Genomic DNA, 25554 nt, shown 5'->3' on the forward strand with positions numbered 1-25554 from the left:
AGCAACGCTTCGGCAATTTTCTTAACGCCTTTTGGCTTAATTTAAACAGTGGCATCAACATGAAAAAAACATTACTGGCAGCGAGCGCTGTTGTGGCGCTTTCCGCTTCTTTCACCGCTGGCGCGGCAGAAACTGAAAAACCGCAGTACCTGTCTGATTGGTGGCACCAGAGTGTGAACGTGGTCGGCAGCTACCACACCCGTTTTGGACCGCAGATCCGTAACGATACCTATCTGGAATACGAAGCGTTTGCTAAAAAAGATTGGTTTGATTTCTACGGCTATATTGATGCCCCGGTCTTCTTCGGCGGCAACAGCACGGCGAAAGGTATCTGGAACAAAGGCTCCCCGCTGTTTATGGAGATCGAACCGCGTTTCTCTATCGACAAGCTGACTAACACCGATCTGAGCTTCGGGCCGTTCAAAGAGTGGTACTTCGCGAACAACTATATCTACGATATGGGCCGTAACGACTCCCAGGAGCAGAGCACCTGGTACATGGGTCTGGGTACCGACATCGATACCGGTCTGCCGATGAGCCTGTCGCTGAACATCTATGCCAAATACCAGTGGCAGAACTACGGCGCGTCCAACGAAAACGAGTGGGACGGCTACCGCTTCAAGGTGAAATACTTCGTTCCGCTGACCGACCTGTGGGGCGGTTCGCTGAGCTATATCGGCTTCACCAACTTCGACTGGGGTTCTGACCTCGGCGACGATAACTTCTACGATATGAACGGTAAGCACGCGCGTACCAGCAACTCTATCGCGTCCAGCCATATTCTGGCGCTGAACTACGCGCACTGGCACTACTCTATCGTCGCGCGTTACTTCCATAACGGCGGCCAGTGGGCTGATGATGCCAAGCTGAACTTCGGCGACGGCGACTTCAGCGTTCGCTCTACCGGCTGGGGTGGTTACTTCGTTGTCGGTTACAACTTCTAATTGCTGATACAGCAAGACAGCGCCCGGGACGCGTTTTACGCCAACCGGGCGTTTTTTTATTGCTCCTCACATCTCACCTTACGTAAGAAATCGCTCAATGAACGATCGGCGCACTCGCTGAAACGACGCTCGGTCGCCCTTACCTCCAGACAACGATCGAGACGAAAGTTACGATAATCACTGCGCAGTTCGCACCAGGCCACCAGCAGCCAGCGCTCCCCCCAGAAAAACAGCCCCAGCGGCAACACTTCACGCCGCGTCACCTGACCGGATTCATCCTGATAGTGAAGCTGTAATACCTGCTGATTGGAGACGGCCTGATGGATAACGTCAAAATGGGTTTTAGCATAACGATGCGCGCCAAGATCAGGGGCAAACAGCCGGGTCTGCTCCGCTTTGCGCCGCCTCTCCTCCGGCAAAATCGCCAGCATTTTTTCCTGGGCTGACTCCAGCGACTGCGAAAGCGCATCGCCGCCCCAGGTTTTTAACAGTCGAATCGCCGCAATGAGCGCTTCGGATTCTTTAGCGGTCAACATGAGTGGCGGCAGGTCGTAGCCCGCCAGCAGACGATAACCGCTCCCTGCCTCCCCCTCAACCGGGACGCCTGAGAGCGAAAGGTCGCGAATATCGCGATAGACGGTACGCTCCGACACGCCCAACCGCTCAGCCAGCAACGCCGCGGTAGTTAGCCGCCTGCCGCGCAGGATCTGCACTATCTGAAATAAACGGTCGGCGCGTCGGGTCATTTCTCGTTTCGCTAAATAGTGAGGTTAAGCCGGTTGATGCAAGCCTACGCGGTTGCCTTCGCTGTCGGTAAACAGGGCGATGGCGCCAATATCATTCGGCAGCGTCAACGGGCCAAATACGCACGCCCCACCCGCCGAGGCGACGCGATCCAGCGTCGCGGCAAGGTTGTCGGTGTGCAGATAAATAATAGCGCCCTGCGGCGATGGCGCGATACCGTCAAATTTAGCCAACGCGCCGCCGGGGGCCGGGTCCTGATGCGGGAAGACGGCCAGGTCCGCGCAATCCATGGTTTCACGCCGTAGCGTCACCTGCATTACCGGCTCATAAAACGCGACGGCGCGATCCATATCAGCGACCGGAATTTCAAACCAGTTAATCACGTTGTTCATACTTCCTCCAGCTCGTTAGTGAGTTCAGAAGCAGTGTACGAGAGGGCTCCTGACAGCATACTGTCAGCAGGTTTCTGGCGGGCAAAAAAATCCCGGCCATCGAGGCCGGGATTGCTTTATATCAACTGAACCAAATTACGGCAGAATGGACGGCTGATCCGCCCCTTCTTTTTCGACCTTCTGCTGGATCAGATGCTCGCGCTTCATGCCCAGTTTCAACGCCAGCGCGGACGCGACGTAGATAGAAGAAGCCGTACCGATGGAAACACCGATCAGCATGGTCAGCGAGAAGCCTTCCAGAATCGGGCCGCCGAAGAGGAACAGCATCAGGATCACCATCAGGGTGGTACCGGAGGTGATCAAGGTACGGTGCAGCGTCTGGGTCAACGACACGTTAAAGATTTCGTACGGCGTACCGCGACGGATCTTACGGAAGTTTTCACGGATACGGTCCGATACCACGATACTATCGTTCAACGAGTAACCGATGACCGACATCAGTGATGCGACGATGGTCAGGTCAATCTCGATGTGGAACAACGACAGTACGCCCATGGTAATGACCACGTCGTGCGCCAGTGCGATAACCACCCCTGCCGCCAGTCGCCATTCAAAGCGGAAGCCGACATAGATAAGGATACACACCAGCGCCGCAATCAGCGCCAGAGCGCCGGTTTGCGCAAGGTCCGCGCCCACGCTCGGGCCAACGAACTCAATTCGTTTCACCGTCGCGCTTTGGCTGGTCGATTCGTTAATCACGTTAACGACTTTACTGCCCAGCTCCTGGCTGCCGTTGGCATCGTGTACCGGCGGCATACGCACCATGATGTCGCGGCTGCTGCCGAAGTTCTGCAACTGCGGCTCTTCAAAGCCCGCTTTCTGCAGCGAATCGCGCAGCTGGTCCATATCAACCGGTTTTTCGAGGGTAATTTCAATCACCGTACCGCCGGTGAAATCAAGACCCCAGTTAAACCCGCGGACGCCGATGATGGCGATCGACACAATCAGCAGAAAACCTGAAATGCCGAAGGCCCAGTAGTCCCAGCGCATAAAGTCCCAGACTTTACGGCCGTGGTTCAATTGTTCAACAGTATATTCCTGTGCCACAACGCACTCCTCAGATAGACAGCTTTTTCACGCGCTTGCCGCCGTACAGCAGGTTCACGATGGCACGGGTGCCGACGATAGCGGTAAACATTGAGGTCGCGATACCGATACCGGTAGTAATCGCAAACCCTTTAATGGCACCGGTACCGACCGCGTACAGGATGATAACCTTAATCAGCGTCGTCACGTTGGCGTCAAAGATGGAGCTAAATGCGCCCTTATAACCTTCGTCAATCGCCTGCTGAACGGTACGTCCGTTGCTCAGCTCTTCTTTGATACGCTCGTTAATCAGTACGTTAGCATCGACCGCCACCGCAAGGGTTAAGACGATACCCGCGATCCCCGGCATGGTCAGCGTCGCCCCAGGAATCAGGGACATAATGCCGACAATCAGCACCAGGTTAGCAATCAGCGCAGAGGTCGCAATCAGACCGAACTTCTTATAGAAGAAGATCATGAACAGGATAGAGACCACCAGACCGGCCAGACATGCTTCCAGGCCCTGCTTGATGTTCTGCATACCCAGAGTTGGGCCGATAGTACGCTCTTCAACGATCTGAATCGGCGCAATCAGGGCGCCCGCACGCAGCAGCAGAGAAAGCTGACGCGCTTCGGTCGGGTTGCTGATACCGGTGATACGGAAGCTATTGCCAAGGCGAGACTGGATGTTGGCGATGTTAATCACCTCTTCCTCTTTCGCAAGGATAGCGCGACCGTTGGCATCTTTCTTACCGCTGTCTTTGTACTCCACGAACAGGGTCGCCATCGGTTTACCGATGTTGTCCTTGGTGAAGTTAGACATAATGTTGCCACCTGCGCTATCGAGCGAGATGTTAACCTGCGGCTGGTTGTACTCGTCCATGCTGGAAGTGGAGTCGGTGATATGGTCGCCGGTCAGGATCACGCGCTTATACAGCACCACCGGACGGCCTTCACGGGTGTCTTTCACTTCCGAATCGCCCGGTACGCGGCCAGAAGCGGCTGCGGACTGATCGACGTTGGTGTTCACCAGACGGAATTCCAGCGTCGCGGTCGCGCCAAGGATTTCCTTCGCACGCGCGGTATCCTGGATACCCGGCAGTTCAACCACGATACGGTCGGAACCCTGACGCTGAACCAGCGGTTCGGCCACGCCGAGCTGGTTTACGCGGTTACGCAGAATGTTGATGTTCTGCTGAACGGCGTATTCACGGGCTTCTTTCAGACGTTCGTCGGTCATCACCGCTTTCAGCGCATTGTTACCCTGGCTTGAAATAACCAGATCGCGATGGCGCGGGCTGAGATAAGAGATAGCCTGATCGCGCGCCGCGCTGTCGCGGAAGACGATGCTCAGACCGTAGTTGTCTTCCTTACGCACGGTAGAGTAAGGAATGCCTTTGTCACGCAGCTCGCTGCGCAGGCTATCGATGTTTTGTTCCTGCAGTTTGCCTAATGCGGTGTCCATGTCCACTTCCATCAGGAAGTGCACGCCGCCGCGCAGGTCAAGACCCAGCTTCATCGGCTCGGCATACATCGCCGCCAGCCAGCGCGGGGTCGCCGGAGCAAGGTTTAGCGCCACGACGTATTTGTCACCCAGCAGATTTACCAGCGCTTCGCGCGCTCGCAGCTGAGTATCGGTGGTGTCGAAGCGCGCAAGAATTGCGCCCTCTTCCAGTGCCACAGACTTCGCGGTGATTTTTTCTTCTTGTAAAGTTTTCTGGACCTGGATCAGCGTTTGCTCACTGGCGGCGACGCCGCGCGCGCCAGTGATTTGAACAGCCGGATCCTCACCATACAGGTTGGGAAGCGCGTAAATCAGGCCGACGATAATCACGACGACCAGCATAACGTACTTCCACAAAGGATAACGGTTTAACACGGCAGTTCCCTTAGGGAAAATGGTAATTACAGCGCCTTCATGGTGCCTTTCGGCAGAACGGCAGCTACGAAGTCACGTTTGATAACCACTTCGGTGGTATCGTTCAGCGCGATAGCGATGTAGCCGTTTTCCGCGACTTTAGTCACGCGACCAACCAGACCGCCGTTAGTCAGGACTTCATCACCTTTGGCGATGGAGTTCATCAGATTCTTGTGCTCTTTAGTACGTTTCTGCTGTGGGCGCAGGATCATGAAGTAAAAAATCAGACCGAACACCACCAGCATCAGAATCAGAGACATTGGGCTGCCCTGCGCCGGCGCGCCGGTTGCTGCTACCGCATCAGAAATAAAAAAGCTCATTGAAATTCCCTCATTATTAAAATTAATCAACGTTCAAAGGAGGAACGGAACGCCCCTGACGTTGGTAAAAATCGGTCACGAAGCTCTCTAATTTACCCTCTTCGATAGCCTTGCGTAAACCAGCCATTAAACGCTGATAGTAGCGCAGGTTATGAATGGTATTGAGGCGCGCGCCCAATATTTCGTTGCAACGATCAAGATGATGCAAGTAAGCACGTGAATAATTGCGACACGTATAGCAATCGCACTCGGCATCCAGCGGCGATGTATCGCTTTTATGCTTCGCGTTGCGGATTTTCACTACGCCATCGGTCACGAACAGATGGCCGTTACGCGCGTTGCGCGTCGGCATAACGCAGTCAAACATATCGATGCCGCGACGTACCCCTTCCACCAGGTCTTCCGGTTTCCCGACGCCCATCAGGTATCGCGGTTTATCTGCCGGGATCTGCGGGCAAACGTGCTCCAGGATACGGTGCATGTCTTCCTTCGGCTCGCCGACAGCCAAACCGCCGACAGCGTAGCCATCAAAGCCAATCTCTACCAGACCTTTCACCGAGATATCTCGTAAATCTTCGTAAACGCTGCCCTGAATGATGCCAAAGAGCGCGTTTTTGTTGCCGAGGCCATCGAAACGGTCGCGGCTGCGCTTGGCCCAGCGCAGAGACATTTCCATCGAACGCTTAGCGTAATCCCAGTCCGCCGGGTACGGCGTACATTCGTCGAAGATCATCACGATATCGGAACCGAGATCGTACTGAATCTCCATCGATTTTTCCGGATCGAGGAAAATCGGATCGCCGTTGATCGGATTGCGGAAATGCACGCCCTGTTCGGTGATCTTACGGATATCGCCAAGGCTGAAGACCTGGAAGCCGCCGGAATCGGTGAGGATCGGCCCTTTCCACTGCATGAAATCATGCAGGTCGCCGTGCAGCTTCATGATTTCCTGGCCCGGTCGCAGCCACAGGTGGAAGGTGTTGCCGAGGATGATTTGCGCGCCGGTGGCTTCAACTTCTTCCGGCGTCATCCCTTTGACGGTGCCGTAGGTGCCAACGGGCATGAAGGCTGGCGTTTCAACCACGCCGCGATCAAACACCAAACGGCCGCGACGCGCGCGGCCATCGGTGGTATCAAGTTCAAATTTCATCATTGCTCCTGCGTCAGAAAAACAGTCCGACGTTTAAATACTCGCCACGGAATGATTCCGTGGCTAAAAAATGCGTCAAGGCGTCAGAAAGCCGGCGTGCCGGCCTTTTTAGGGACGCTCAGAAATAGCCTGCGGATTGTACGTGATAAACATCGCGTCCCCGTAGCTAAAAAAGCGATATTTTTGTTCTACCGCAGCCTTATAGGCGTTCATGGTGTGCTGATAGCCAGCGAAAGCGGAGACCAGCATAATCAGTGTGGATTCAGGGAGATGGAAGTTAGTCACCAGCGCATCGATGACTTTGTACTGATATCCCGGATAGATAAAGATCTGCGTATCGGCAAAGAACGGCTCAATCAGGCCATTTTTAGCCGCCTGCGCCGCGCTTTCCAGCGAACGCACGGAAGTGGTGCCGACGGCGATGACGCGGTTGCCGCGCGCTTTCGCCGCCAGAACCGCATCAACCACATCCTGCGGCACTTCCGCATACTCAGAGTGCATGATGTGCTCTTCGATGCTGTCAACGCGCACCGGCTGGAAGGTCCCCGCGCCAACGTGCAGCGTCACAAACGCCATCTCGATGCCTTTCGCGCGTAGTTTTTCCAGCAGCGGATCGTCAAAATGCAGGCCGGCGGTCGGCGCGGCGACCGCGCCCGGCTTGGTGCCATAAACCGTCTGGTACAGCTCGCGATCGGCGTCTTCGTCCGGGCGGTCGATATACGGCGGCAGCGGCATATGACCGATGCTGTTCAGGATATCGAGCACCGGGCGCTCATCGTTGAATTCAACTTCAAACAGCGCGCCGTGGCGCGCCAGCATCGTGGCGTTAATGCTTTCGTCATCGCCTAACAGCAGCTCCGCCCCCGGCTTCGGCGCTTTAGAGGCGCGAATATGTGCCAGAATACGTTTATCGTCCAGCATGCGCTCGACCAGCACTTCAATCTTGCCGCCGCTGGCTTTACGGCCAAACAGACGCGCCGGGATCACCCGGGTATTGTTAAAGACCAGCAAATCGCCAGGGTTGAGCTTATCGAGCAGATCGGTGAAAGTACCGTGCGTCAGCGCGCCCGTCGGCCCGTCCAGCGACAGCAAGCGGCAACTACTGCGCTCCGGCTGCGGATAGTGAGCAATCAGGGATTCAGGTAATTCAAAGGAAAAATCGGTAACGCGCATGACGATGACTCAGACTAAATAAAGAGGCGGGTAGTCTAGTGCCGGGCGGGTCTTCCTGCAACCGTTACCCTATTCAACGCTGGATATAATAGCGGAATACCATGATTAACCAGCAAGAACGCCATGACCCTGTGAAGGATTGAAGTTGATATGAATTTTCTCGCGCATTTACACCTCGCCCATCTTGCGGATAGCTCGCTGCCGGGCAACCTGCTGGCCGATTTTGTCCGCGGTAACCCGCAGGGCGAGTATCCTGAGGATGTGGTTGACGGCATTTATATGCATCGGCGTATAGATGTAATGACCGACAATCTGGCGGAAGTCAAAACGGCGCGCGACTGGTTTCGCCCCGAGACCCGCCGGGTCGCGCCGATTTCCCTCGACGTGATGTGGGACCATTTCCTGTCGCATCACTGGGCGCAGCTGTCGCCGGATCTGCCGCTAAACGAGTTCGTGCGCTACGCCCACGCGCAGGTGGCGCAAATTCTGCCGGATTCGCCGCCGCGCTTTGTTAATCTCAACGAATATATGTGGTCCGAACGCTGGCTGGAACGTTATCAGGATATGGAATTCATTCAGCGCGTCCTGAACGGTATGGCCAGCCGCCGCCCGCGCCTCGATGCGCTGCGTGATTCATGGTACGACCTTGATAACCACTATGGGCAACTGGAAGAGCAATTCTGGCGTTTTTATCCGCGAATGATGGAGCAGGCGAAAAAGAGAACGCTGTAAAACCTTGCGCTTTCTCACAAAACGATTATTCTGAAAGCGCTATTGAATAATTATCAATAGGCAAAATCTATCTCATCGATTGTCAGCGCCGCATTGAGTTCCTGCCCGCCTCTGCCTATACTGGCCCGCGTTGCGTTCCAATTAACCTTAGTAATAACAGGAGAATCATATGGTTCTGGTTACTCGTCAGGCTCCGGACTTTACCGCTGCAGCAGTATTAGGTAACGGCGAAATCGTTGAGAAATTCAACTTCAAACAGCACACCAACGGTAAAGCTACCGTCCTGTTCTTCTGGCCAATGGACTTCACTTTCGTTTGCCCGTCTGAACTGATCGCTTTCGACAAGCGCTATGAAGAATTCCAGAAACGCGGCGTAGAAGTGGTTGGCGTTTCCTTTGACTCCGAGTTCGTTCACAACGCATGGCGTAACACTCCGGTAGACCAGGGCGGTATCGGCCCGGTTAAATACGCGATGGTTGCCGACATCAAACGTGAAATTCAGAAAGCATACGGCATCGAGCATCCGGACGAAGGCGTTGCGCTGCGCGGTTCCTTCCTGATCGACGCTAACGGCATCGTTCGCCACCAGGTTGTTAACGACCTGCCGCTGGGCCGTAACATCGACGAAATGCTGCGTATGGTTGACGCGCTGCAGTTCCACGAAGAGCACGGTGAAGTTTGCCCGGCTCAGTGGGAAAAAGGAAAAGAAGGTATGGCCGCTTCTCCGGAAGGCGTAGCTAAATACCTGACCGAGAACGTATCCAGCCTGTAATCGGCTAGACGTTTTAGTCAAAAGGCTCGCAAATGCGAGCCTTTTTTGTGCCTGTTATATTCGCTGTAGGTCCGGTAAGCGCAGCGCCTCCGGGCAAAAGCATCAGAACGCGAAGCAAGAACAGCCTAATACGCCCCAGAAAGCCTGCTCATCCGCCACCGGAATCGACGACTTGCGCGCAATATCATGCTGATGTCCATGCACGCCGCAGCTGCCGCAGCACTGGTGCATCTGCACCACCGCGCCAATCTTCGCGGCCGCAGGCGGCGCCGAGCGATAATGCCCTGGCACTTTTACCACCGGCGACCACTCCGGCAATACCGGAATTGGCGGCGGCGCCAGCGGCGAGAAATGACCGGCCGCGTACACCACCTTGCCATCAACGATGGTCAATACCGACTCAATGCCTTTGATTTCCTCTTCCGCAACGCTGAAGTAGTCTTTTGACAGCACCACCAGGTCAGCCAGTTGCCCTTTCTCAATACGTCCTTTTTTACCCTGCTCGCTGGAGAACCACGCGCTACCGGCGGTCCATAGCTCAAGGGCGACGTCGCGCGGCAGACGGTTGTTATCATCGTACATCGCCATGCCGCCGACGGTACGCCCGGAAACCAGCCAGTACAGCGCGGTCCACGGGTTATAACTGGCGACGCGGGTCGCATCGGTACCCAGCCCTACCGGTACGTCCAGTTCCAGCATTTTCGCCACCGGCGGCGTATGTTTCACCGCCTCTTTGCCGTAGCGGTCGACAAAATACTCGCCCTGGAAGGCCATCCGGTGCTGCACCGCGATACCGCCGCCTAACGCCTTCACGCGTTCAATATTACGTTCGGTGATGGTCTCGGCGTGGTCGAAGAACCAGTGCAGGCCGTTAAATGGAATATCGCGGTTCACCTTCTCGAACACATCCAGCATTCGGCTAATCGACTCATCGTAGGTGGCATGCAGACGGAACGGCCAGCGATGTTCCACCAGATGACGAACCACCCGCTCCAGCTCATCCTCCATGCCTTGCGGCAGATCCGGCCGCGGCTGCAGGAAGTCTTCAAAATCCGCCGCCGAGAAGACCAGCATTTCACCAGCGCCGTTGGCACGATAGAAATCGGTGCCCTGCCCCGGCTTCAGCATGTCGGTCCAGCGCTCGAAATCATCCAGCTCCTGCTTCGGCCGCTGGGTAAAGAGGTTGTAGGCGATACGAACGGTCATCTGCTCTTTGGCATGCAGTTGCTCGATAATTTCGTAATCTTCCGGGTAGTTCTGGAAACCACCGCCGGCATCGATGGCGCTGGTTAATCCTAAACGGTTCAGTTCACGCATAAACTGGCGCGTTGAGTTGACCTGCAGATCGAGCGGCAGCTTCGGCCCTTTGGCCAGCGTGGCATACAGGATCATGGCATTCGGTTTGGCGATCAGCATCCCGGTCGGGTTGCCGTTGTTATCGCGAACGATCTCGCCGCCCGCCGGATCCGGCGTCTCTTTGGTATAACCAACGGCTTTCAGCGCCGCGCGGTTAAGCAGCGCGCGATCGTACAGATGGAGTACGAATACCGGCGTGTCAGGCGCCGCTTCATTCAGCTCTTCCAGCGTCGGCATGCGGCGTTCGGCAAACTGGAATTCGCTCCAGCCGCCGACTACCCTCACCCACTGCGGCGACGGGGTGCGATCGGCCTGATCTTTTAGCATACGCAGCGCATCCGCCAGCGATGGCACGCCTTCCCAGCGCAGCTCGAGGTTATAGTTCAGGCCGCCGCGAATCAGATGCAGGTGGGAGTCGTTAAGACCCGGGATCACCGTATGGCCTTTAAGATCGACAATTTGCGTCCCCTCGGCGGCGAACGTCATTATTCGATCGTGGCTTCCGGTCGCGAGAATTTTTCCCTCGGCGATGGCCACGGCTTCCGCCAGTGGGTTCGCGCGATCGAGCGTATGAATCTGACCGTGGGTCAGAATCAGTGTGGCAGTTTGCGACATAACACACTCCTTTAAGCTGGTTGAGTTAGTTTTTTTTCAACCAGCCGGCAAAAAGACGGGTCACGATTGGCATCCACAGCCAGACCACCAACGCGACCACCAGGGCATCGTTAATCAGATGCAGTAACAAGCTTCCCCGTAACTCCGGTAGCGCCATGCCGGTCAACCACGGCACCAGGTTGGTACTCGGGAAGATGACCAGCAGGGTTATCAGAAACTGTTTCCAGCGCAGCGGCTGGCGAATGTTGGCAGCAGGCGGGGTAAACCAGAACGCCGGTTCGGTGCGGATTTCAGTACGATCGCCATCGTTGAGATACGGCGCGATTTCCGCGACTAATTCACGACGGGTTTCCGACTGCGTCCAGGCGTAGAGATGTTCAATGGTGTCGAAGCGAATAATCACGCTCCAGAGATTTTGCCCGGCTGCCGGACGGATCACGTTGGCGCCGAGATGGCCGGGAAACTCCGCCGCAACCGGCATGATTTTCCCCAACCATGCTTCATACCGCTGGCCGTTTTGCGGATCGAGATGATGGCTGATGACCAGCGTCACTGATTTCTGTTGCGCCATTAAGTATTCCTTGCTTCAGGGAATGGCGGGATTTCTCCCGCCATCAGCCATAAATGACAATACACAAAATCATTCATGCCGCATTGAGGCGGCAAGATTGCCCTTCCCCGGGAGCTGACATCAGTCAGTGACCGGGGCGGGCAAACGAAGCCAACAAAGAGGCAGCTTGCAGGGTGAAGTGTTTTAGGCTTTACGTTCCGGCGCGCCGTGCACCATGGTATAAGCATAATCCACGCCCATACCGTAGGCGCCGCTATGTTCGCGAACCAGATCCATCACCGCGTCGTAAGTCTCTTTACGTGACCAGTCGCGCTGGTACTCCAGCAGAACCTGCTGCCAGGTCACCGGCACGGCGCCGGCCTGCACCATACGGTCGATGGCGCGCTCGTGAGCGTCAACGGATGTACCACCGGAGGTATCGGTTACCACGTACACTTCATAACCTGCTTCCAGCGCCATCAGCGCCGGGAAAGTCAGGCACACTTCGGTCCACAACGCGGAAATAATCAGTTTTTTACGTCCAGTGGCTTTTACCGCATTAACAAAACCGGCGTCTTCCCATGAGTTCATAGAAGTACGTTCAATCGGTTTCACTTCAGGATGAACCGCCAGCAGTTCTGGCCAGATATAGCCGCTGAAGCTTTTGGTTTCGACAGAGGTATAAATAACAGGAACGTTAAAAATCTTGCCCGCTTTGGCCAACGCGACGGTGTTATTTTTCAGCGTCTGGCGATCGATATTGGCCACGCCAAAAGCCATTTGCGGCTGGTGGTCAATAAAAATAAGAGTGGAATTAGACGGATCAATCAGTTCACGAATAGACATAACATATCCTATTAATCAATTGGTTAGGAAGATAATTCACTGCCGTTGTGCTGTGCTGATTGTGACCAATAACGCATGATGAGTATAGTCAGTAATTTCTAACGAGTTATTAAAGAATTCTTTCCGTTTTAATTCACTTGAGTAAAAATAATGACCGTTTGAATATTTAAATAAAGCTAATCAAAAAATTACGGGAAACTGTTCTAATTTATTCACTGGAATTGAACATGGCCCTTCGGTAAAACAACGTTATTATTAGACTGACGGATCGAAACTAATGCGTTTAAACCTTGATGTACTTTTGATTCTTGATGCTCTGGATAGACATGGCTCGTTCGCGCTGGCGGCCGAGTCGCTATTTAAAACCCCCGCCGCGCTGAGCTACATGATCCAAAAACTGGAAAGCGATCTAAACATCAGTCTGCTGGATCGTTCCGGACACCGGGCGAAATTTACCGATACCGGTAAAATGATGCTGGAAAAGGGGCGCCTGCTGCTCAATGCCGCCAACGATCTGGAAAAACAGGCGCAGCTACTGAGTTCCGGCTGGGAGCGGGATCTGGCGATTGCGCTGGACGACTCTTTTCCTTTCCAGGCCCTATTGCCGCTGATTGAAAAGTTTTACGCGCAATATCCGCAAACCCGCCTCAACTTTACCCACCATACCCTGGCAGGCTCGTGGGAAGAGCTGACTCACAACGGCGCGGATATTATTCTTGGGGCGATTAACGAACCGCCGACTTCAGCGGAATGGTCGTGGAAAATGCTCGGCGCGATGGACAACGTGTTCGTTGTCGCGCCCGGCCACCCGCTGGCGGAAACGACCCAACCGCTGACCAACAAACAGCTTAGCCTGCATCGCGCGGTGGTTATTAGCGATAGCGCCCGCTACTGTCATCCATTGAACAGCAACCTGCTCGATGAGCAGGAGCAAATCCGGGTCGATGATTTCGCCACCAAAGTCGCGCTCCTGCGCGCCGGTTTGGGATGCGGATTCCTGCCCCGCCACATCGCCCGCCCGTGGCTGGAGAGCGGTGAGTTGCTGGAGAAACCGGTGATTTCGAGCCGTGAGAAAGATATTACCTATATGGCCTGGCGTAGCGGCAATAACGGTCTGGCTCAGCGCTGGTGGCGAGAAGCTATTCTCGAAGACAGCTGTCTGAGCCAGCTCTACCGTTAACGGCTACACCAGACGCTAGCGGAAATCGCGGGCAGACTCAGCACATCATCGTGCATGTCGCCCGCGCCTTCTTTACGCTGCCACGTTTTCCCCTCCAGCAACGGCGATGCGTCGATTACCACCTCGCAGGCGTGACCGCGGTTTATCGCCACCAGCACCCGCTGCTGTTTGTAAACGCGAACAAAGACCACCACGTTATCTTCCGCATAGATGACCTGGCAGCCGCCATAGCGCAGCGCCTGATGCCCCTTACGCAAGGTGGTCATACGCTTATATAACGCCAACAAGGTTTCATCCTGCAGTGCCGGATCCCATGGGAAGGGTTTACGGCAGAAGGGATCGTTGTTGCCATCGACGCCGACTTCATCACCATAGTAAATACACGGAACGCCCGGCCAGCAGAACAGCCAGACCACCGCCAGCGGCAGTCGCGCCACATCTTTGCCCAGCAAGGATTTGAAACGCGCGGTATCGTGGCTATCCAGTTGGTTAAACATCCGCAATTGCTGCTGATGCGACAGTCCGGCGCGATAGTTGTCCATCCACGCCATACAGGTCTGCGCATCGATGTGCTGCGGATCGTAGGAAATATCGGTATTAGCGAGGAAACCCCACAGCGGGAAGGTAAAACCGCGATAGTTCATCGCCGCATCTTCGGCATCAGCCTGCAGCCACTGGCGCGCGTCGCCGAAATGTTCGCCGAATACAAAAGCCTCCGCCTGCTCCCGCTTCGCCGCCTGGGTGATACCGGCAATATGGCGCAGGTTGTTGCGCGCGCCGCCATCTTCGCCCAGCATATGCACCACGTCCAGCCGCCAGCCGTCCATACTCCACGGCGCTTTTAACCAGTGGCGCACCACGCTGTCTTCGCCCGCATAGATTTCATTAACCAGGCTCGATGAACGGTAGTCAAGTTTTGGCAGACTGGCGTAACCCAGCCAGTTATGCGCTACCCCGTCCGGGGAAAAATTAAACCACTCACGCCACGGTGAATCCGGCCGATGGCAGGCGCCGTTACTCGTCTGCTGGTGGCGATCGAACCACGGGTGCGAGTCACCGGTATGGTTAAACACGCCGTCGAGGATCAGCCGCATCCCTTCACGCTGCGTATTGTGGCGCAGGCGCAGCAGCGCGGCATCGCCACCGAACTGCGGATCGACACGGCGGTAATCAGCGGTATCGTATTTATGTACGCTGGGCGCGACGAATACTGGGTTGAGATACAGCGCGGTCACGCCAAGCTGCTTCAGATAAGGAAGCTTCTCGCTAATACCGTCGAGATCGCCGCCATAAAAGGTCGAACCGCCCGCCTCGCCGGTTAACGGCTCATCCCACGCTTTTAGCACAATATCCTGGCCGGCCGCATGGTGGTAATAAACCTGGTCCTGCCCGGCTTCTCGCGCCTCGCTACGGGCGAAACGGTCGGGGAAAATTTGATAAAAGACCTGATCGGCGACCCACTGCGGGCCGCTATCCGGCACATCAACCGCAAACTGCTCCAGCCGTGCGGGCGGAAAACGCTGAAAACCCTGCGGCGTAAACCACAGCTGACGGTCCGCCCACAGCAGCTTAAAGCTATAGCGGCGGCGCGGCTGGCCGTTCGTCAGGTTGATCTCCCCACGCCAGGCGACGACATCGGCGTGTGGGGATTGGCGCAGGCGCTGCATGGGCAACGACAGCTCTTCATTGTCTTCTTCCGCGCGCAGCGTAATGCGCTGCGGCATCGTTTCGCCGCTTAGCCACAATGTGATAACGAGTCGTTCCTGCTGCTCTTTAATAAAAGGAGCAACCGGCAGGTGCCAGGCCTTCAACATCATCATTCCTCTTTTTGCGTAATGGCCACACCTTGCCACAGTGAACCGGCGTATAACTCATCATCAATAGAATAATTGGGGGAGGAGAAAGGAGGAGGATGTGATTTTTCCGGGCCGCGGCAAAGCCGGACCCGGAAGAGCGGAGAATTACTGCGCCTGGGCTAACTGACGGTCGCGGCGGGTCTTAATTTTCCAGCCAACGAGCAGCAGCGCGATCCACGCAAAGCCGACGTACAGCGATATGCGGGTATCCGGATGGTAGCCGATAAGCGCGATGATAAAGACCAGGAACAGCAGGCCGACCACGGTGGTGGCCACGCCGCCCGGCACTTTGAACTTCAGCGCCTTAACCTCTTCCGGCGACAGGCGGCGACGGAAAGCGATTTGCGACAGCAGGATCATAATCCACACCCACACCGTGGCGAAGGTCGCCAGCGAGGCAATCACCAGGAAGACGTTTTCCGGCATGATGTAGTTGAGATAGACCGCAAACAGCAGCGCCACGGTCATCACCAACACCGTCACCCACGGCGTACCGCGACGCGACGTTTTAGCGAACACCTTCGGGGCGCTCCCCTGTTCGGCCATTCCGTGCAGCATACGGCCAACGCCGAATACGTCGCTGTTAATCGCCGACAACGAGGCGGTTAACACCACGAAGTTCAGGATGCCGGCGGCAAAGGTAATTCCCATATGCTGGAAGGTCAACACGAACGGGCTGCCGTTAGTCCCCACCAGGTTCCAGGGATAGATAGACATAATGACGAACAGCGTCCCCACGTAGAACACCAGGATACGCATCGGCACCGAATTAATCGCCCGCGGAATCGATTTTTCCGGATCCTTCGCTTCACCGGCGGTGATACCGATAATCTCAATCCCGCCGTAGGCGAACATCACCATCTGCAGCGACATCACCATCCCCAGCCAGCCGTTACTGAAGAAGCCGCCGTTACTCCATAAGTTATGAATACCGGTGGGCTGACCGCCGTTGCCGATACCCCAGATGATGATGCCGAAACCGGCGAGGATCATGATGATAATCGTGGCGACTTTAAAGAATGAGAACCAGAACTCCAGTTCACCGAACACCTTGACGCTCATCAGATTGACGGCGCAGATAATCAGCACCACGCTCAGTACCCATATCCAGTGCGGCACCGCCGGGAACCAGACGCCCATATAGATACCGAAGGCGGTCACGTCGGCAATCGCGACGATCAGGATTTCAAAACAATAGGTCCAGCCGGTGATATAGCCGGCCAGCCCGCCGAGGTTCTCCTGCGCATAACGCGAGAAAGAGCTGGCGGAAGGGTTATGCACCGACATTTCGCCCAGCGCGCGCATGATGATATACGCCGCCACGCCGCCGATAATGTATGCCAACAATACGCTCGGCCCCGCCATTTTAATGGCGTCTGCCGAACCATAGAACAGGCCGGTACCAATAGCGGAACCAAGGGCCATAAAGCGAATGTGCCGGGTACTTAGCCCGCGCTTAAGCTTGTTACTACTTTCCATCGTGTTCCATGCCGTTTTTCTCGTTTGTGCTTTGCGGGGGCAAAACGCAAAAGGGAATGACCAAAAAAACAAAAAACCACGGGACCTTAAGTCCCGTGGTTAAACACCTGCGTAAAGCGTCGGTTAGTGGGCTTTTGAGACCACCGGGCTACCCGCTGCGCGATCGATGATCGCGGCCAGCACAGCCATCACCGCGGTTGGCAGCAACCATGCCAGACCTTGCGCTGCCAGCGGCAGGCTCGCGGTCCATTGCGGCAGGATATCTGCGAACGCCGATGCTTTAACACCGTCAATGATACCAAACATCAGGCTGATAAACATTGCCGGCGCGATAACGCGGGAGGAATTATGCCACCAACCGCGGGTAAAGCTTAATACCACCAGTGCGATACACGGCGGATAGATAGCGGTTAACACCGGAATCGAAATCTGAATCAGATGGCTGAGCCCCAGGTTAGAAACCGCCATGGAGAACAGGCCGAGAATAAACACCAGCGAACGATACGACAGCGGCAGATACTGCGCGAAGAACTCAGCGCAGGCGCAGGTCAGGCCAACCGCGGTGACCAGACAGGCGATAAATATCAATGCCGCCAGCAGGAAGCTGCCCGCGCCGCCGAAGGTATGCTGCACGTAGGAGTGCAGAATAGCCGCGCCGTTTGCCGACTGATCGACCAGCGTCGCGCTATCGGAACCCAGGCGGAACAGCGCCAGGTACAGCAGCGTCAGGCCCACGCCGGCCATCAGACCAGCCCAGACGGTGTAGCGAGTCAGCAATCGGGCTTCGCTAACGCCGCGGGAACGTGCGGCATTAACGATAACGATACCGAAGACCATCGCCCCCAGCGTGTCCATGGTCAGATAACCATTGACGAAACCATTAGAGAACGGCGCGGTACGATAGGCTTCCATCGCGTCGCTAATCGGTCCAGCCGGCCAGATAACCGCGGCCACCGCGAGCACGACCAGGGCGATAATTTTCAGCGGCGCCAGGAAGTTGCCGACGGTATCCAGCAGTTTGCCCGGATAGAGGGAAACCAGAATCACCAGCGCGAAATAGATAACGCTATAGATAAGCAGCGGCAGCGCGCCGTCGCCGGTCAGTGGAGCAATCCCCACTTCAAATGAAACGGTTGCGGTACGCGGGGTCGCGAACAGCGGCCCAACCGCCAGGTAGCACACCACGGCCAGCAGAATGCCCGCAACTTTGCCGATTGGCGAGCTCAGACGCTCAACGCCGCCGCCGACTTTCGCCAGCGCGACTACCGTTAGCACCGGCAAACCCACGGCGGTAATCAGGAAGCCAATGGCTGCGGTCCAGACGTGTTCGCCGGCCTGTAAGCCAACCATCGGAGGGAAGATAATGTTGCCTGCGCCAACGAACAGCGCGAAGGTCATAAAGCCCAGCGCGATGATGTCGCGAGATTTTAACTGATGGGTCATAAATTCATTACTGCCTGTGGATGTGGTGTTGTAAAAACGGAAAAATACCGTGCCTTCCTTTCGGGATGATACAGCGGCCATTGCCTGTAAACTCAGCGAGATATGCTCTCGAAGCGGCGTGGAAAAGAATTGTTTTTTGAATTACCACGCAAAAGCAGTCTTACCGGGACTGCATAGGGGGCAATTTAAACGCTTATAACGTTTTAAAGCAAGGTGGGATCGTAAAACCAGATGATTATGCTAACTATGATTTTGAACCTGGATTAATTGACCATAACGACGCAAAACGCGTGGCTAATCATGCGAACAATAAATAACCAGGCGTTCGTTTAATACGCAACGTAAAGTTGACTGCAAATGAAAATGACCAGCCGAAGCTGGTCATTGGCAAGGAAAGCTGACAAACGCCGCGTCAGGCGACATTTTTGGCAATTAAACGTTCCGGCAGCAGGAAGCTAAAGCGCGTTCCCTTCCCGACCGTACTTTCGATTTCCAGGCGGCTTTCGTGATGGCTGACCGCGTGTTTCACGATAGCCAGCCCTAAACCGCTGCCGCCGGTTTGCCGGGAGCGCGCCTTGTCGACGCGGTAGAACCGCTCGGTTAGCCGGGGTAGATGCTCAGGCGCAATGCCCGGGCCGTTATCCTCAACGCTAAACAGCGCGCCGTGCGGCGCCCGCTGCCAGACGACGCGGATCTCGGTTCCCGCTGGCGTATGGTTTACGGCGTTGTACACCAGATTGGAAATCGCGCTGCGCAACTGCTCTTCGTTACCCATCACCTGGAGCGTTTCGTCGACGCTAAAGTGCAACTGATGCTTACCCTGGCTTAGCGTTTGCGCCTCGCGCTCAACCACCCGCAGCATCATCGGGACGTCGATTTTATCGTTCATCGCCAGCACCGGCGCGGCTTCAATACGCGAGAGCGTCAGCAACTGCTTCACCAACCCTTCCATCCGCTGCGTTTGCTCACGCATGGTATGCAGGGCTTTTTCCCGCGTCGGCCCTTCCAGCACCTGCTCCTGCATCATCTCGAGATAACCCTGCAGTACGGTGAGCGGCGTGCGCAGCTCGTGGCTGACGTTGGCGAAAAAGTTACGCCGCGCGCCTTCCAACTGGTGCATTTGCGTGACATCGCGCGCCACCATCAACCACTGTTTATCGCTATAAGGCATCACGCGAATTTCCAGATGACGGGCGTTATTGAGCACCAGATTAAGGGGCTTGGTGAAATCACGGTTTTTCAGATAGTTAGCAAACTCTGGGTAGCGCAGCAGGTTGAGGATATTCTGCCCGCTATCGTCCGGCCAGCGTAGATTAAGGATTTGTTGCGCCAGGCCATTACACCAGAAGATGGCGCCCTCTTCGGTGGTCAGCACCACCGCATCGGGTAAGGATTCCGCCCCGCTGCGAAAGCGCTTGATAAGGCTTCCCAGCTCGCGGCGACGTTTTTTATTACGCATCTGCATTTGATGCAGACCATACAGCAGCGGTTCCCAACTGCCGCTTCCCGGCGGCGGCGTCATACTGCGATCGACCCACAACCACCATGACAGACGTAACAAATTCCAGAAATGCCAAATAAGCAACCCGGTCACCGCCGCCAGTAAAAACCACGGCAGATGACCGAAAAACGCCCCGAGGATCAGGGCCGGGATACAACATAAGAAAAGCTCAAGCGCCAGCCTTTTCCATGACAGCCGTTCCAGCACGGGTCACACTCCTGTCAAAATTCAGAAACGGGCGGAGAAACGATATCCCGTGCCGCGAACCGTCTGTACCATTCGGTCATGGCCGCTATGTTCCAGCGCTTTGCGCAGGCGGCGAATATGCACATCCACCGTCCGGTCTTCAACGTAAACGTTGGTTCCCCAAACGTGATTCAGCAGCTGTTCACGGCTGTATACGCGTTCCGGGTGGGTCATAAAGAAGTGTAATAATTTAAACTCGGTCGGCCCCATATCCAGCGGATTTTCACCGGTCATGACGCGATGCGAGGAAGGATCCAGGCTCAGCCCCTGCATCTCAATCACCTCTTCAACCGCCATTGGCGAAATACGGCGCATCACCGCCTTAATTCGCGCCACCAGCTCCTTCGGCGAAAACGGTTTGGTAATATAATCATCCGCGCCGGTTTCCAGACCGCGAACGCGATCTTCTTCTTCGCCGCGCGCCGTCAGCATCACCACCGGAATATCGCGGGTCATCGCTTCGCGCTTAAGCTGTTTAATAAACTGTAGCCCCGATCCGCCCGGCAACATCCAGTCGAGGAGAATCAAATCGGGCCAGGGTTCATTGAGTTGATTCACCGCACTGTCAAAATCTTCCGCCTCGACGGGCTGAAAGCCGTTTTGCTCCAGAACAAAGCAGACCATTTCGCGGATTGGAGCTTCATCTTCAACGACCAGAATTCTTCTCGCCATTATTTACCCTGTGTTTTTTAGCCATCAGTATAGAAGTGCGCGGCCATTATGCGTCAGATTTGTGACAGATTTATGAAAAAATGACCGTCTGATGAATGCGGATTTTGAATGATGACACGCACTTAACGCATCCTATCTCGCCGTAATAGGGCAAAAGGAATACGGGCGGCAGGATCAACGTTATAATGGCCGCCTGGCTTTTATCGCAACGGAATTTTTATGCGCATCCTTCATACCTCCGACTGGCACCTCGGCCAGAACTTCTACAGCAAAAGCCGCGCGGACGAACACGCCGCCTTTCTCGACTGGCTGCTGGAACGCGCGCAGGAATACGAGGTGGATGCCATTATCGTCGCCGGCGATATTTTTGATACCGGCTCTCCGCCGAGCTACGCCCGCGAACTGTATAACCGTTTTGTCGTTCAGCTGCAGCAAACCGGCTGCCAGTTGGTGGTGCTGGCGGGCAACCACGATTCGGTGGCGACGTTAAACGAGTCGCGCGAAATTCTCGCCTTCCTGAAAACCACCGTGGTCGCCAACGCCGGTCACGCGCCCTTTGTCTTACCGCGACGCGACGGCACGCCCGGCGCGGTCTTCTGCCCGGTGCCGTTTTTGCGCCCGCGCGAACTGGTGGTCAGTCAGGCTGGCCACTCCAGCGGCGAAAAACAGCAGCAGTTACTGACCGCCATCAGCGACTACTATCAGCAGCAATATCAGCAGGCCTGCGATCTGCGCGGCGAACGCGGATTACCGATTATTGCCAGCGGCCACCTCACCACCGTCGGCGCCAGCAAAAGCGACGCGGTCCGTGAAATCTATATCGGTACCCTCGACGCCTTCCCGGCCAACCGCTTCCCGCCCGCCGATTACATCGCGCTCGGTCATATTCATCGCGCCCAGATGGTCGGCGGCTGCGAGCATATTCGCTACAGCGGTTCGCCGCTGCCGCTGAGTTTTGATGAAACCGGAAAAAACAAAAGCGTTAATCTGGTCTCATTCAGCGAGGGCAAGCTCAGCGAGGTGACGCCGCTGCCGGTGCCGATCACCCAGCCGCTGGCGGTACTGAAAGGCGATTTCGCCAGCATCACCGAACAGCTTCAGCAGTGGCAGGATAGCGCGCAGCAGCCGCCGGTCTGGCTGGATATCGAAATCACCAGCGATGAATACCTGCACGATATCCAAAGAAAAATTCAGCAGCAGACCGAATCGCTGCCGGTGGAAGTGCTGCTGGTGCGCCGCAGTCGCGCCCAGCGTGAACGCATTCTGGCCGGCGTTCAGCGAGAAACGCTGAGCGAACTGCAGGTGGAAGAGGTGTTTGCCCGCCGCCTGGCGCTGGAAACTCTTGATGCTCCACAGCAACAGCGGCTGGAGCAACTGTTTACGGAAACGCTGCATAGCCTGAACGGTGAGGAACACCTGTGAGAATCCTGAGCCTACGCCTGAAAAACCTTAACTCGCTGAAAGGCGAATGGAAAATCGACTTTACCGCTGAACCGTTCGCCAGCAATGGGTTATTCGCGATTACCGGGCCGACCGGCGCCGGGAAAACCACCCTGTTAGATGCCATCTGTCTCGCGCTTTACCACGAAACGCCGCGCCTGAGCAGCGTATCGCAATCGCAAAACGATCTGATGACCCGCGACACCGCCGAGTGCCTGGCGGAAGTTGAATTTGAGGTCCGGGGCACCGCCTATCGCGCCTTCTGGAGCCAGAACCGCGCCCGCAACCAGCCGGATGGCAATCTACAGGCGCCGCGCGTTGAGCTGGCGCGCTGCGACGACGGTAAAATTCTTGCCGACAAGGTCAAAGACAAACTGGAGCTGACGGCATCAATTACCGGCCTCGACTATGGGCGCTTTACCCGTTCAATGCTGCTTTCGCAGGGACAATTCGCCGCTTTCCTCAATGCCAAACCGAAAGAGCGCGCCGAGCTGCTGGAAGAGCTGACCGGGACTGAAATTTACGGGCAAATTTCCGCGCAGGTCTTTGAAAAACATAAACTCGCCCGCATTGAGCTGGAAAAGCTGCAGGCGCAGGCCTCCGGCGTCGTACTGTTAAATGATGAGCAGCAGCAGGCGTTACAGCAAAGTTTGCAAGTACTTACTGCTGAAGAACAGCAGCAGCTTGCCGAACAGACCCGCCAGCAAAATGCCCTACAGTGGCTGCGCCGCCGTCAGGAGCTAAACGCGGAAGCCACCCAGGCGCAGGCCGCTTTACAGCAGGCGTTACTGGCGCAGGAAGCCGCCGCGCCGCAGCTGGCGGCGCTACAAACCGCGCAGCCGGCAGAGCAACTGCGCCCATTATGGTCGCGGCTGCAGGAACACAGTACCGCGCTGGCGCAAACCCGCCGTCAGGTTGAGGAAGTAAATACTCGCTTACAGGACAGCCTGCGCCGTCGCGCCGGGATCCGCCTGGCAGCCCAACAACGCCTGGCTCAACTAGAATCCAGCCAGCAATCGTTAAATGAGTGGCTTAAAGCGCACGAGCGATTCCAGCAGTGGAGTACGGCGCTGGCAGGCTGGAAAGCCACCTTCCAGCAGCTTAACCGCGACGCTCAGCAAGAGTTGACGCTACAGCAGCGCCTGCAGGATGCCAGCCGTAAGCTCGGCGAATTGCCGGCCACCGCGCTAACCCTCGATGCGCAGCAGGTCAGCCGCGAGCTGGCACAGCATGCCGCCGCCCGCCCGCTGCGCCAGCAGCTCTCAACCCTCCATCGCCAGCTGCAGCCGCTGTTCCTGCGTCTGCGGCAGCTACAGAGCGCGGAAAACGCCTCACAGCAGGAAAAAGAGAAGCTTGAAGCCGCGCTACAACAGCGCCGTCAGGCGTGGAAGGAAAAAAATCAACAGCTCAGCGATGTAAAAGCCATCTGCGAACTGGAAGCGCGTATCGCCGGTCTGGAAGCCGAGCGCGCCCGCCTGCAGCCAGGCGCGCCTTGTCCATTATGCGGTTCCGAACATCATCCGGCGGTGGCGGAATACCAGGCGCTGGTGCCTGGCATCAACCAAACCCGCCGCGACGCGCTGGATCGGGAAGTGCGACAGCTGGCGGAAGAAGGCGCGCAGCTGCGCGGCCAGCTTGAAGCGTTGCTTAAACAACAGCAAAAAGACGCTGGCGAGAAAACATCGCTTCTGCAGCAGGAGCAAGCGCTCACCTCTCAGTGGCAAGCCACCCTCGCGGAATTAGCGATCGCGCTAACGCCGCAGGATGATATTGCCGGCTGGCTTGATAGCCAACAGCAGCATGAACAGCAGCTGTATCAGCATCAACAACGACTGGCCTGGCAGGCGCAACAGCAAGAGAGCCAGCAGCAGCTCCAGCAGTTACAGCAGGATCTCGAACAGCGCCGTCGCGCGCTGCAGGCGGAACTGGAGGTTTATTCCCTGGCGCTTCCGCCTGCCGCGGAGGCTAACGACTGGCTGGCCCAGCGCGAAGCCGAGACCCACAGCTGGCAGGCGAAACAAAATGAAGCCGCCGCGCTGCAGGAGCAACGCCAACAGCTAACGCCGCTGCTGGAAACCCTGCCTGAGTCAACGGAGGCCGCTGATCCCGCGCCGCTGGAGGGCTGGCGGCAGGTGCATGATGATTGCCTGGCGCTACAGAGCCAGTGGCAAACGCTGGGCCAGCAGGAAAGCCAGCAGCAGGCGCAGGTGAAGGAAAGCGAAAAGCAGTTTACCGCCGCGCTGGCCGTCAGCCCGTTTGCCGACCAAACGGCCTTTCTTGCCGCTTTGCTTGACGAGGCTAGCCGCCAGCGGCTGGAACAACTCAAGCAGACGCTGGAAAAAGAAGTTCAGCACAACCAAACGCTGGCCCTGCGGGCGCAGGCGTCGCTTGAACGCCATCAGCAACAGCCGCCCGGCGATATTGATATTAACCAGCCGCTGGAGCAGCGAGAGAATAGGCTGGAGCAACTGGCGCGCCAGTTGCGGGAAAACAGCGCCCGTCAGGGTGAGATCCGCCAGCAGTTGAAGCAAAACAGCGATAACCAACAGCGCCAGCAATCATTACGCCAGCAGATGGAACAAGCCGCGCAGCAGGTCGAAGACTGGGCCTGGCTGAATGCGCTCATCGGTTCAAAAGAGGGCGATAAGTTCCGTAAATTCGCCCAGGGGCTGACGCTGGATAATCTGGTGTGGCTGGCTAACCAGCAGCTCAACCGCCTGCATGGTCGCTACTTGCTGCAACGCAAAGCCAGCGAGGCGCTGGAGCTGGAAGTGGTAGACACCTGGCAGGCCGACGCGATACGCGATACCCGCACGCTTTCCGGCGGCGAAAGCTTCCTTGTGAGCCTCGCGCTGGCGCTGGCGCTATCTGACCTGGTGAGCCATAAGACGCGGATTGATTCGCTCTTCCTTGATGAAGGATTCGGCACCCTGGATAGCGAAACGCTGGATACCGCGCTGGATGCGCTCGACGCGCTTAACGCCAGCGGCAAAGTTATTGGCGTGATTAGCCACGTCGAGGCGATGAAAGAACGCATCCCGGTGCAGATTAAAGTGAAAAAGATAAACGGTCTGGGATACAGCCGATTGGAGAAAGCGTTTGCGGTGGAGTGAAGTCTTCTCCTCACCCTAACCCTCTC

General features: G+C 56.3%; 21 protein-coding genes. 6 read left to right on the forward strand and 15 right to left on the reverse strand.

All coding sequences use genetic code 11. The annotated features are described in order from the left end of the window. Positions 1–59 precede the first annotated feature (59 nt). The gene (locus ABLV78_RS19705; protein WP_015367996.1) at positions 60–944 is read left to right on the forward strand and encodes a nucleoside-specific channel-forming protein Tsx; all 885 of its coding nucleotides are present in this window, start codon (positions 60–62) and stop codon (positions 942–944) included. Positions 945–1000: 56 nt separating this feature from the next. Here ABLV78_RS19705 and ABLV78_RS19710 read toward each other — a convergent pair whose 3' ends face one another. The 7 genes from ABLV78_RS19710 to queA form a co-directional block, all read right to left on the reverse strand. Then, on the reverse strand, positions 1001–1690 hold the full coding sequence (locus ABLV78_RS19710; protein ID WP_045390927.1) for a helix-turn-helix transcriptional regulator: 690 nt from the start codon (positions 1688–1690) through the stop codon (positions 1001–1003). A gap of 24 nt (positions 1691–1714) precedes the next feature. Next, on the reverse strand, positions 1715–2080 hold the full coding sequence (locus ABLV78_RS19715; protein ID WP_047044525.1) for a VOC family protein: 366 nt from the start codon (positions 2078–2080) through the stop codon (positions 1715–1717). Between the two features lie 135 nt (positions 2081–2215). After that, on the reverse strand, positions 2216–3187 hold the full coding sequence (secF, locus tag ABLV78_RS19720) for a protein translocase subunit SecF (RefSeq protein ID WP_015367999.1): 972 nt from the start codon (positions 3185–3187) through the stop codon (positions 2216–2218). Positions 3188–3197: 10 nt separating this feature from the next. Beyond that, the gene (gene secD, locus ABLV78_RS19725; protein ID WP_015704558.1) at positions 3198–5045 is read right to left on the reverse strand and encodes a protein translocase subunit SecD; all 1848 of its coding nucleotides are present in this window, start codon (positions 5043–5045) and stop codon (positions 3198–3200) included. A gap of 26 nt (positions 5046–5071) precedes the next feature. Further along, positions 5072–5404, reverse strand: a complete 333-nt coding sequence (gene yajC, locus ABLV78_RS19730; RefSeq protein WP_003859109.1) for a preprotein translocase subunit YajC — start codon at positions 5402–5404, stop codon at positions 5072–5074. A 22-nt stretch (positions 5405–5426) separates the two neighbouring features. Further along, positions 5427–6554, reverse strand: coding sequence for a tRNA guanosine(34) transglycosylase Tgt (gene tgt / locus ABLV78_RS19735; protein ID WP_015368001.1), 1128 nt, complete (start codon positions 6552–6554; stop codon positions 5427–5429). 108 nt (positions 6555–6662) lie between these two features. Beyond that, positions 6663–7727 carry a tRNA preQ1(34) S-adenosylmethionine ribosyltransferase-isomerase QueA gene (gene queA, locus ABLV78_RS19740; protein ID WP_015368002.1) on the reverse strand — a complete coding sequence of 355 codons (1065 nt, stop codon included), beginning with the start codon at positions 7725–7727 and terminating at the stop codon, positions 6663–6665. 150 nt (positions 7728–7877) lie between these two features. Between queA and acpH the strand changes: the two genes are divergently transcribed. Together acpH and ABLV78_RS19750 are read left to right on the forward strand one after the other, a co-directional pair. Further along, a complete protein-coding gene (acpH, locus tag ABLV78_RS19745) occupies positions 7878–8459 on the forward strand; it encodes an ACP phosphodiesterase (RefSeq protein WP_047044528.1) in 582 nt (193 codons plus the stop codon). A gap of 169 nt (positions 8460–8628) precedes the next feature. Next, entirely contained in the window at positions 8629–9231 is a 603-nt protein-coding gene (locus ABLV78_RS19750; protein ID WP_015368004.1) for a peroxiredoxin, read from the forward strand. Positions 9232–9333: 102 nt separating this feature from the next. On the opposite strand, the gene ABLV78_RS19755 is transcribed toward ABLV78_RS19750, so the two are convergent. The 3 genes from ABLV78_RS19755 to ABLV78_RS19765 all read right to left on the reverse strand — a co-directional run bounded on the left by ABLV78_RS19755 (position 9334) and on the right by ABLV78_RS19765 (position 12598). Beyond that, the gene (locus ABLV78_RS19755) at positions 9334–11202 is read right to left on the reverse strand and encodes an amidohydrolase (RefSeq protein ID WP_047044530.1); all 1869 of its coding nucleotides are present in this window, start codon (positions 11200–11202) and stop codon (positions 9334–9336) included. 25 nt (positions 11203–11227) lie between these two features. Continuing rightward, positions 11228–11773, reverse strand: coding sequence for an antibiotic biosynthesis monooxygenase (locus ABLV78_RS19760; protein WP_045390938.1), 546 nt, complete (start codon positions 11771–11773; stop codon positions 11228–11230). Positions 11774–11956: 183 nt separating this feature from the next. Further along, positions 11957–12598: a hydrolase gene (locus tag ABLV78_RS19765; protein ID WP_045390940.1), complete on the reverse strand. Its 642-nt coding sequence runs from the start codon at positions 12596–12598 to the stop codon at positions 11957–11959. 277 nt (positions 12599–12875) lie between these two features. Here ABLV78_RS19765 and ABLV78_RS19770 point away from each other — a divergent pair, with 277 nt between their 5' ends. After that, the gene (locus ABLV78_RS19770) at positions 12876–13778 is read left to right on the forward strand and encodes a LysR family transcriptional regulator (RefSeq protein WP_045390943.1); all 903 of its coding nucleotides are present in this window, start codon (positions 12876–12878) and stop codon (positions 13776–13778) included. Here the strand turns inward: ABLV78_RS19770 and malZ are convergent. From malZ to phoB, 5 genes are all read right to left on the reverse strand, one after another. Beyond that, positions 13775–15592, reverse strand: a complete 1818-nt coding sequence (gene malZ / locus ABLV78_RS19775; protein ID WP_047044533.1) for a maltodextrin glucosidase — start codon at positions 15590–15592, stop codon at positions 13775–13777. The two genes, ABLV78_RS19770 and malZ, sit on opposite strands and share 4 nt — an antisense overlap. 147 nt (positions 15593–15739) lie before the next feature. Then, positions 15740–17113, reverse strand: coding sequence for a proline-specific permease ProY (proY, locus tag ABLV78_RS19780; protein WP_047044535.1), 1374 nt, complete (start codon positions 17111–17113; stop codon positions 15740–15742). Between the two features lie 123 nt (positions 17114–17236). Further along, positions 17237–18556 (reverse strand): branched-chain amino acid transporter carrier protein BrnQ, encoded by a 1320-nt coding sequence (gene brnQ, locus ABLV78_RS19785; protein WP_015368011.1) that lies wholly within the window; start codon positions 18554–18556, stop codon positions 17237–17239. A 412-nt stretch (positions 18557–18968) separates the two neighbouring features. After that, positions 18969–20264: a phosphate regulon sensor histidine kinase PhoR gene (phoR, locus tag ABLV78_RS19790; RefSeq protein WP_045390952.1), complete on the reverse strand. Its 1296-nt coding sequence runs from the start codon at positions 20262–20264 to the stop codon at positions 18969–18971. Between the two features lie 21 nt (positions 20265–20285). Further along, a complete protein-coding gene (gene phoB, locus ABLV78_RS19795) occupies positions 20286–20975 on the reverse strand; it encodes a phosphate response regulator transcription factor PhoB (protein ID WP_004099401.1) in 690 nt (229 codons plus the stop codon). Positions 20976–21194: 219 nt separating this feature from the next. Here phoB and sbcD point away from each other — a divergent pair, with 219 nt between their 5' ends. Together sbcD and sbcC are read left to right on the forward strand one after the other, a co-directional pair. Next, on the forward strand, positions 21195–22397 hold the full coding sequence (sbcD, locus tag ABLV78_RS19800) for an exonuclease subunit SbcD (RefSeq protein WP_047044538.1): 1203 nt from the start codon (positions 21195–21197) through the stop codon (positions 22395–22397). After that, positions 22394–25528, forward strand: coding sequence for an exonuclease subunit SbcC (sbcC, locus tag ABLV78_RS19805; RefSeq protein ID WP_047044541.1), 3135 nt, complete (start codon positions 22394–22396; stop codon positions 25526–25528). The genes sbcD and sbcC overlap by 4 nt, the downstream gene beginning before the upstream one ends. Positions 25529–25554: the final 26 nt, after the last annotated feature.

This window comes from Klebsiella sp. CN_Kp075, assembly GCF_040065055.2.
Taxonomy (GTDB): domain Bacteria; phylum Pseudomonadota; class Gammaproteobacteria; order Enterobacterales; family Enterobacteriaceae; genus Klebsiella; species Klebsiella aerogenes.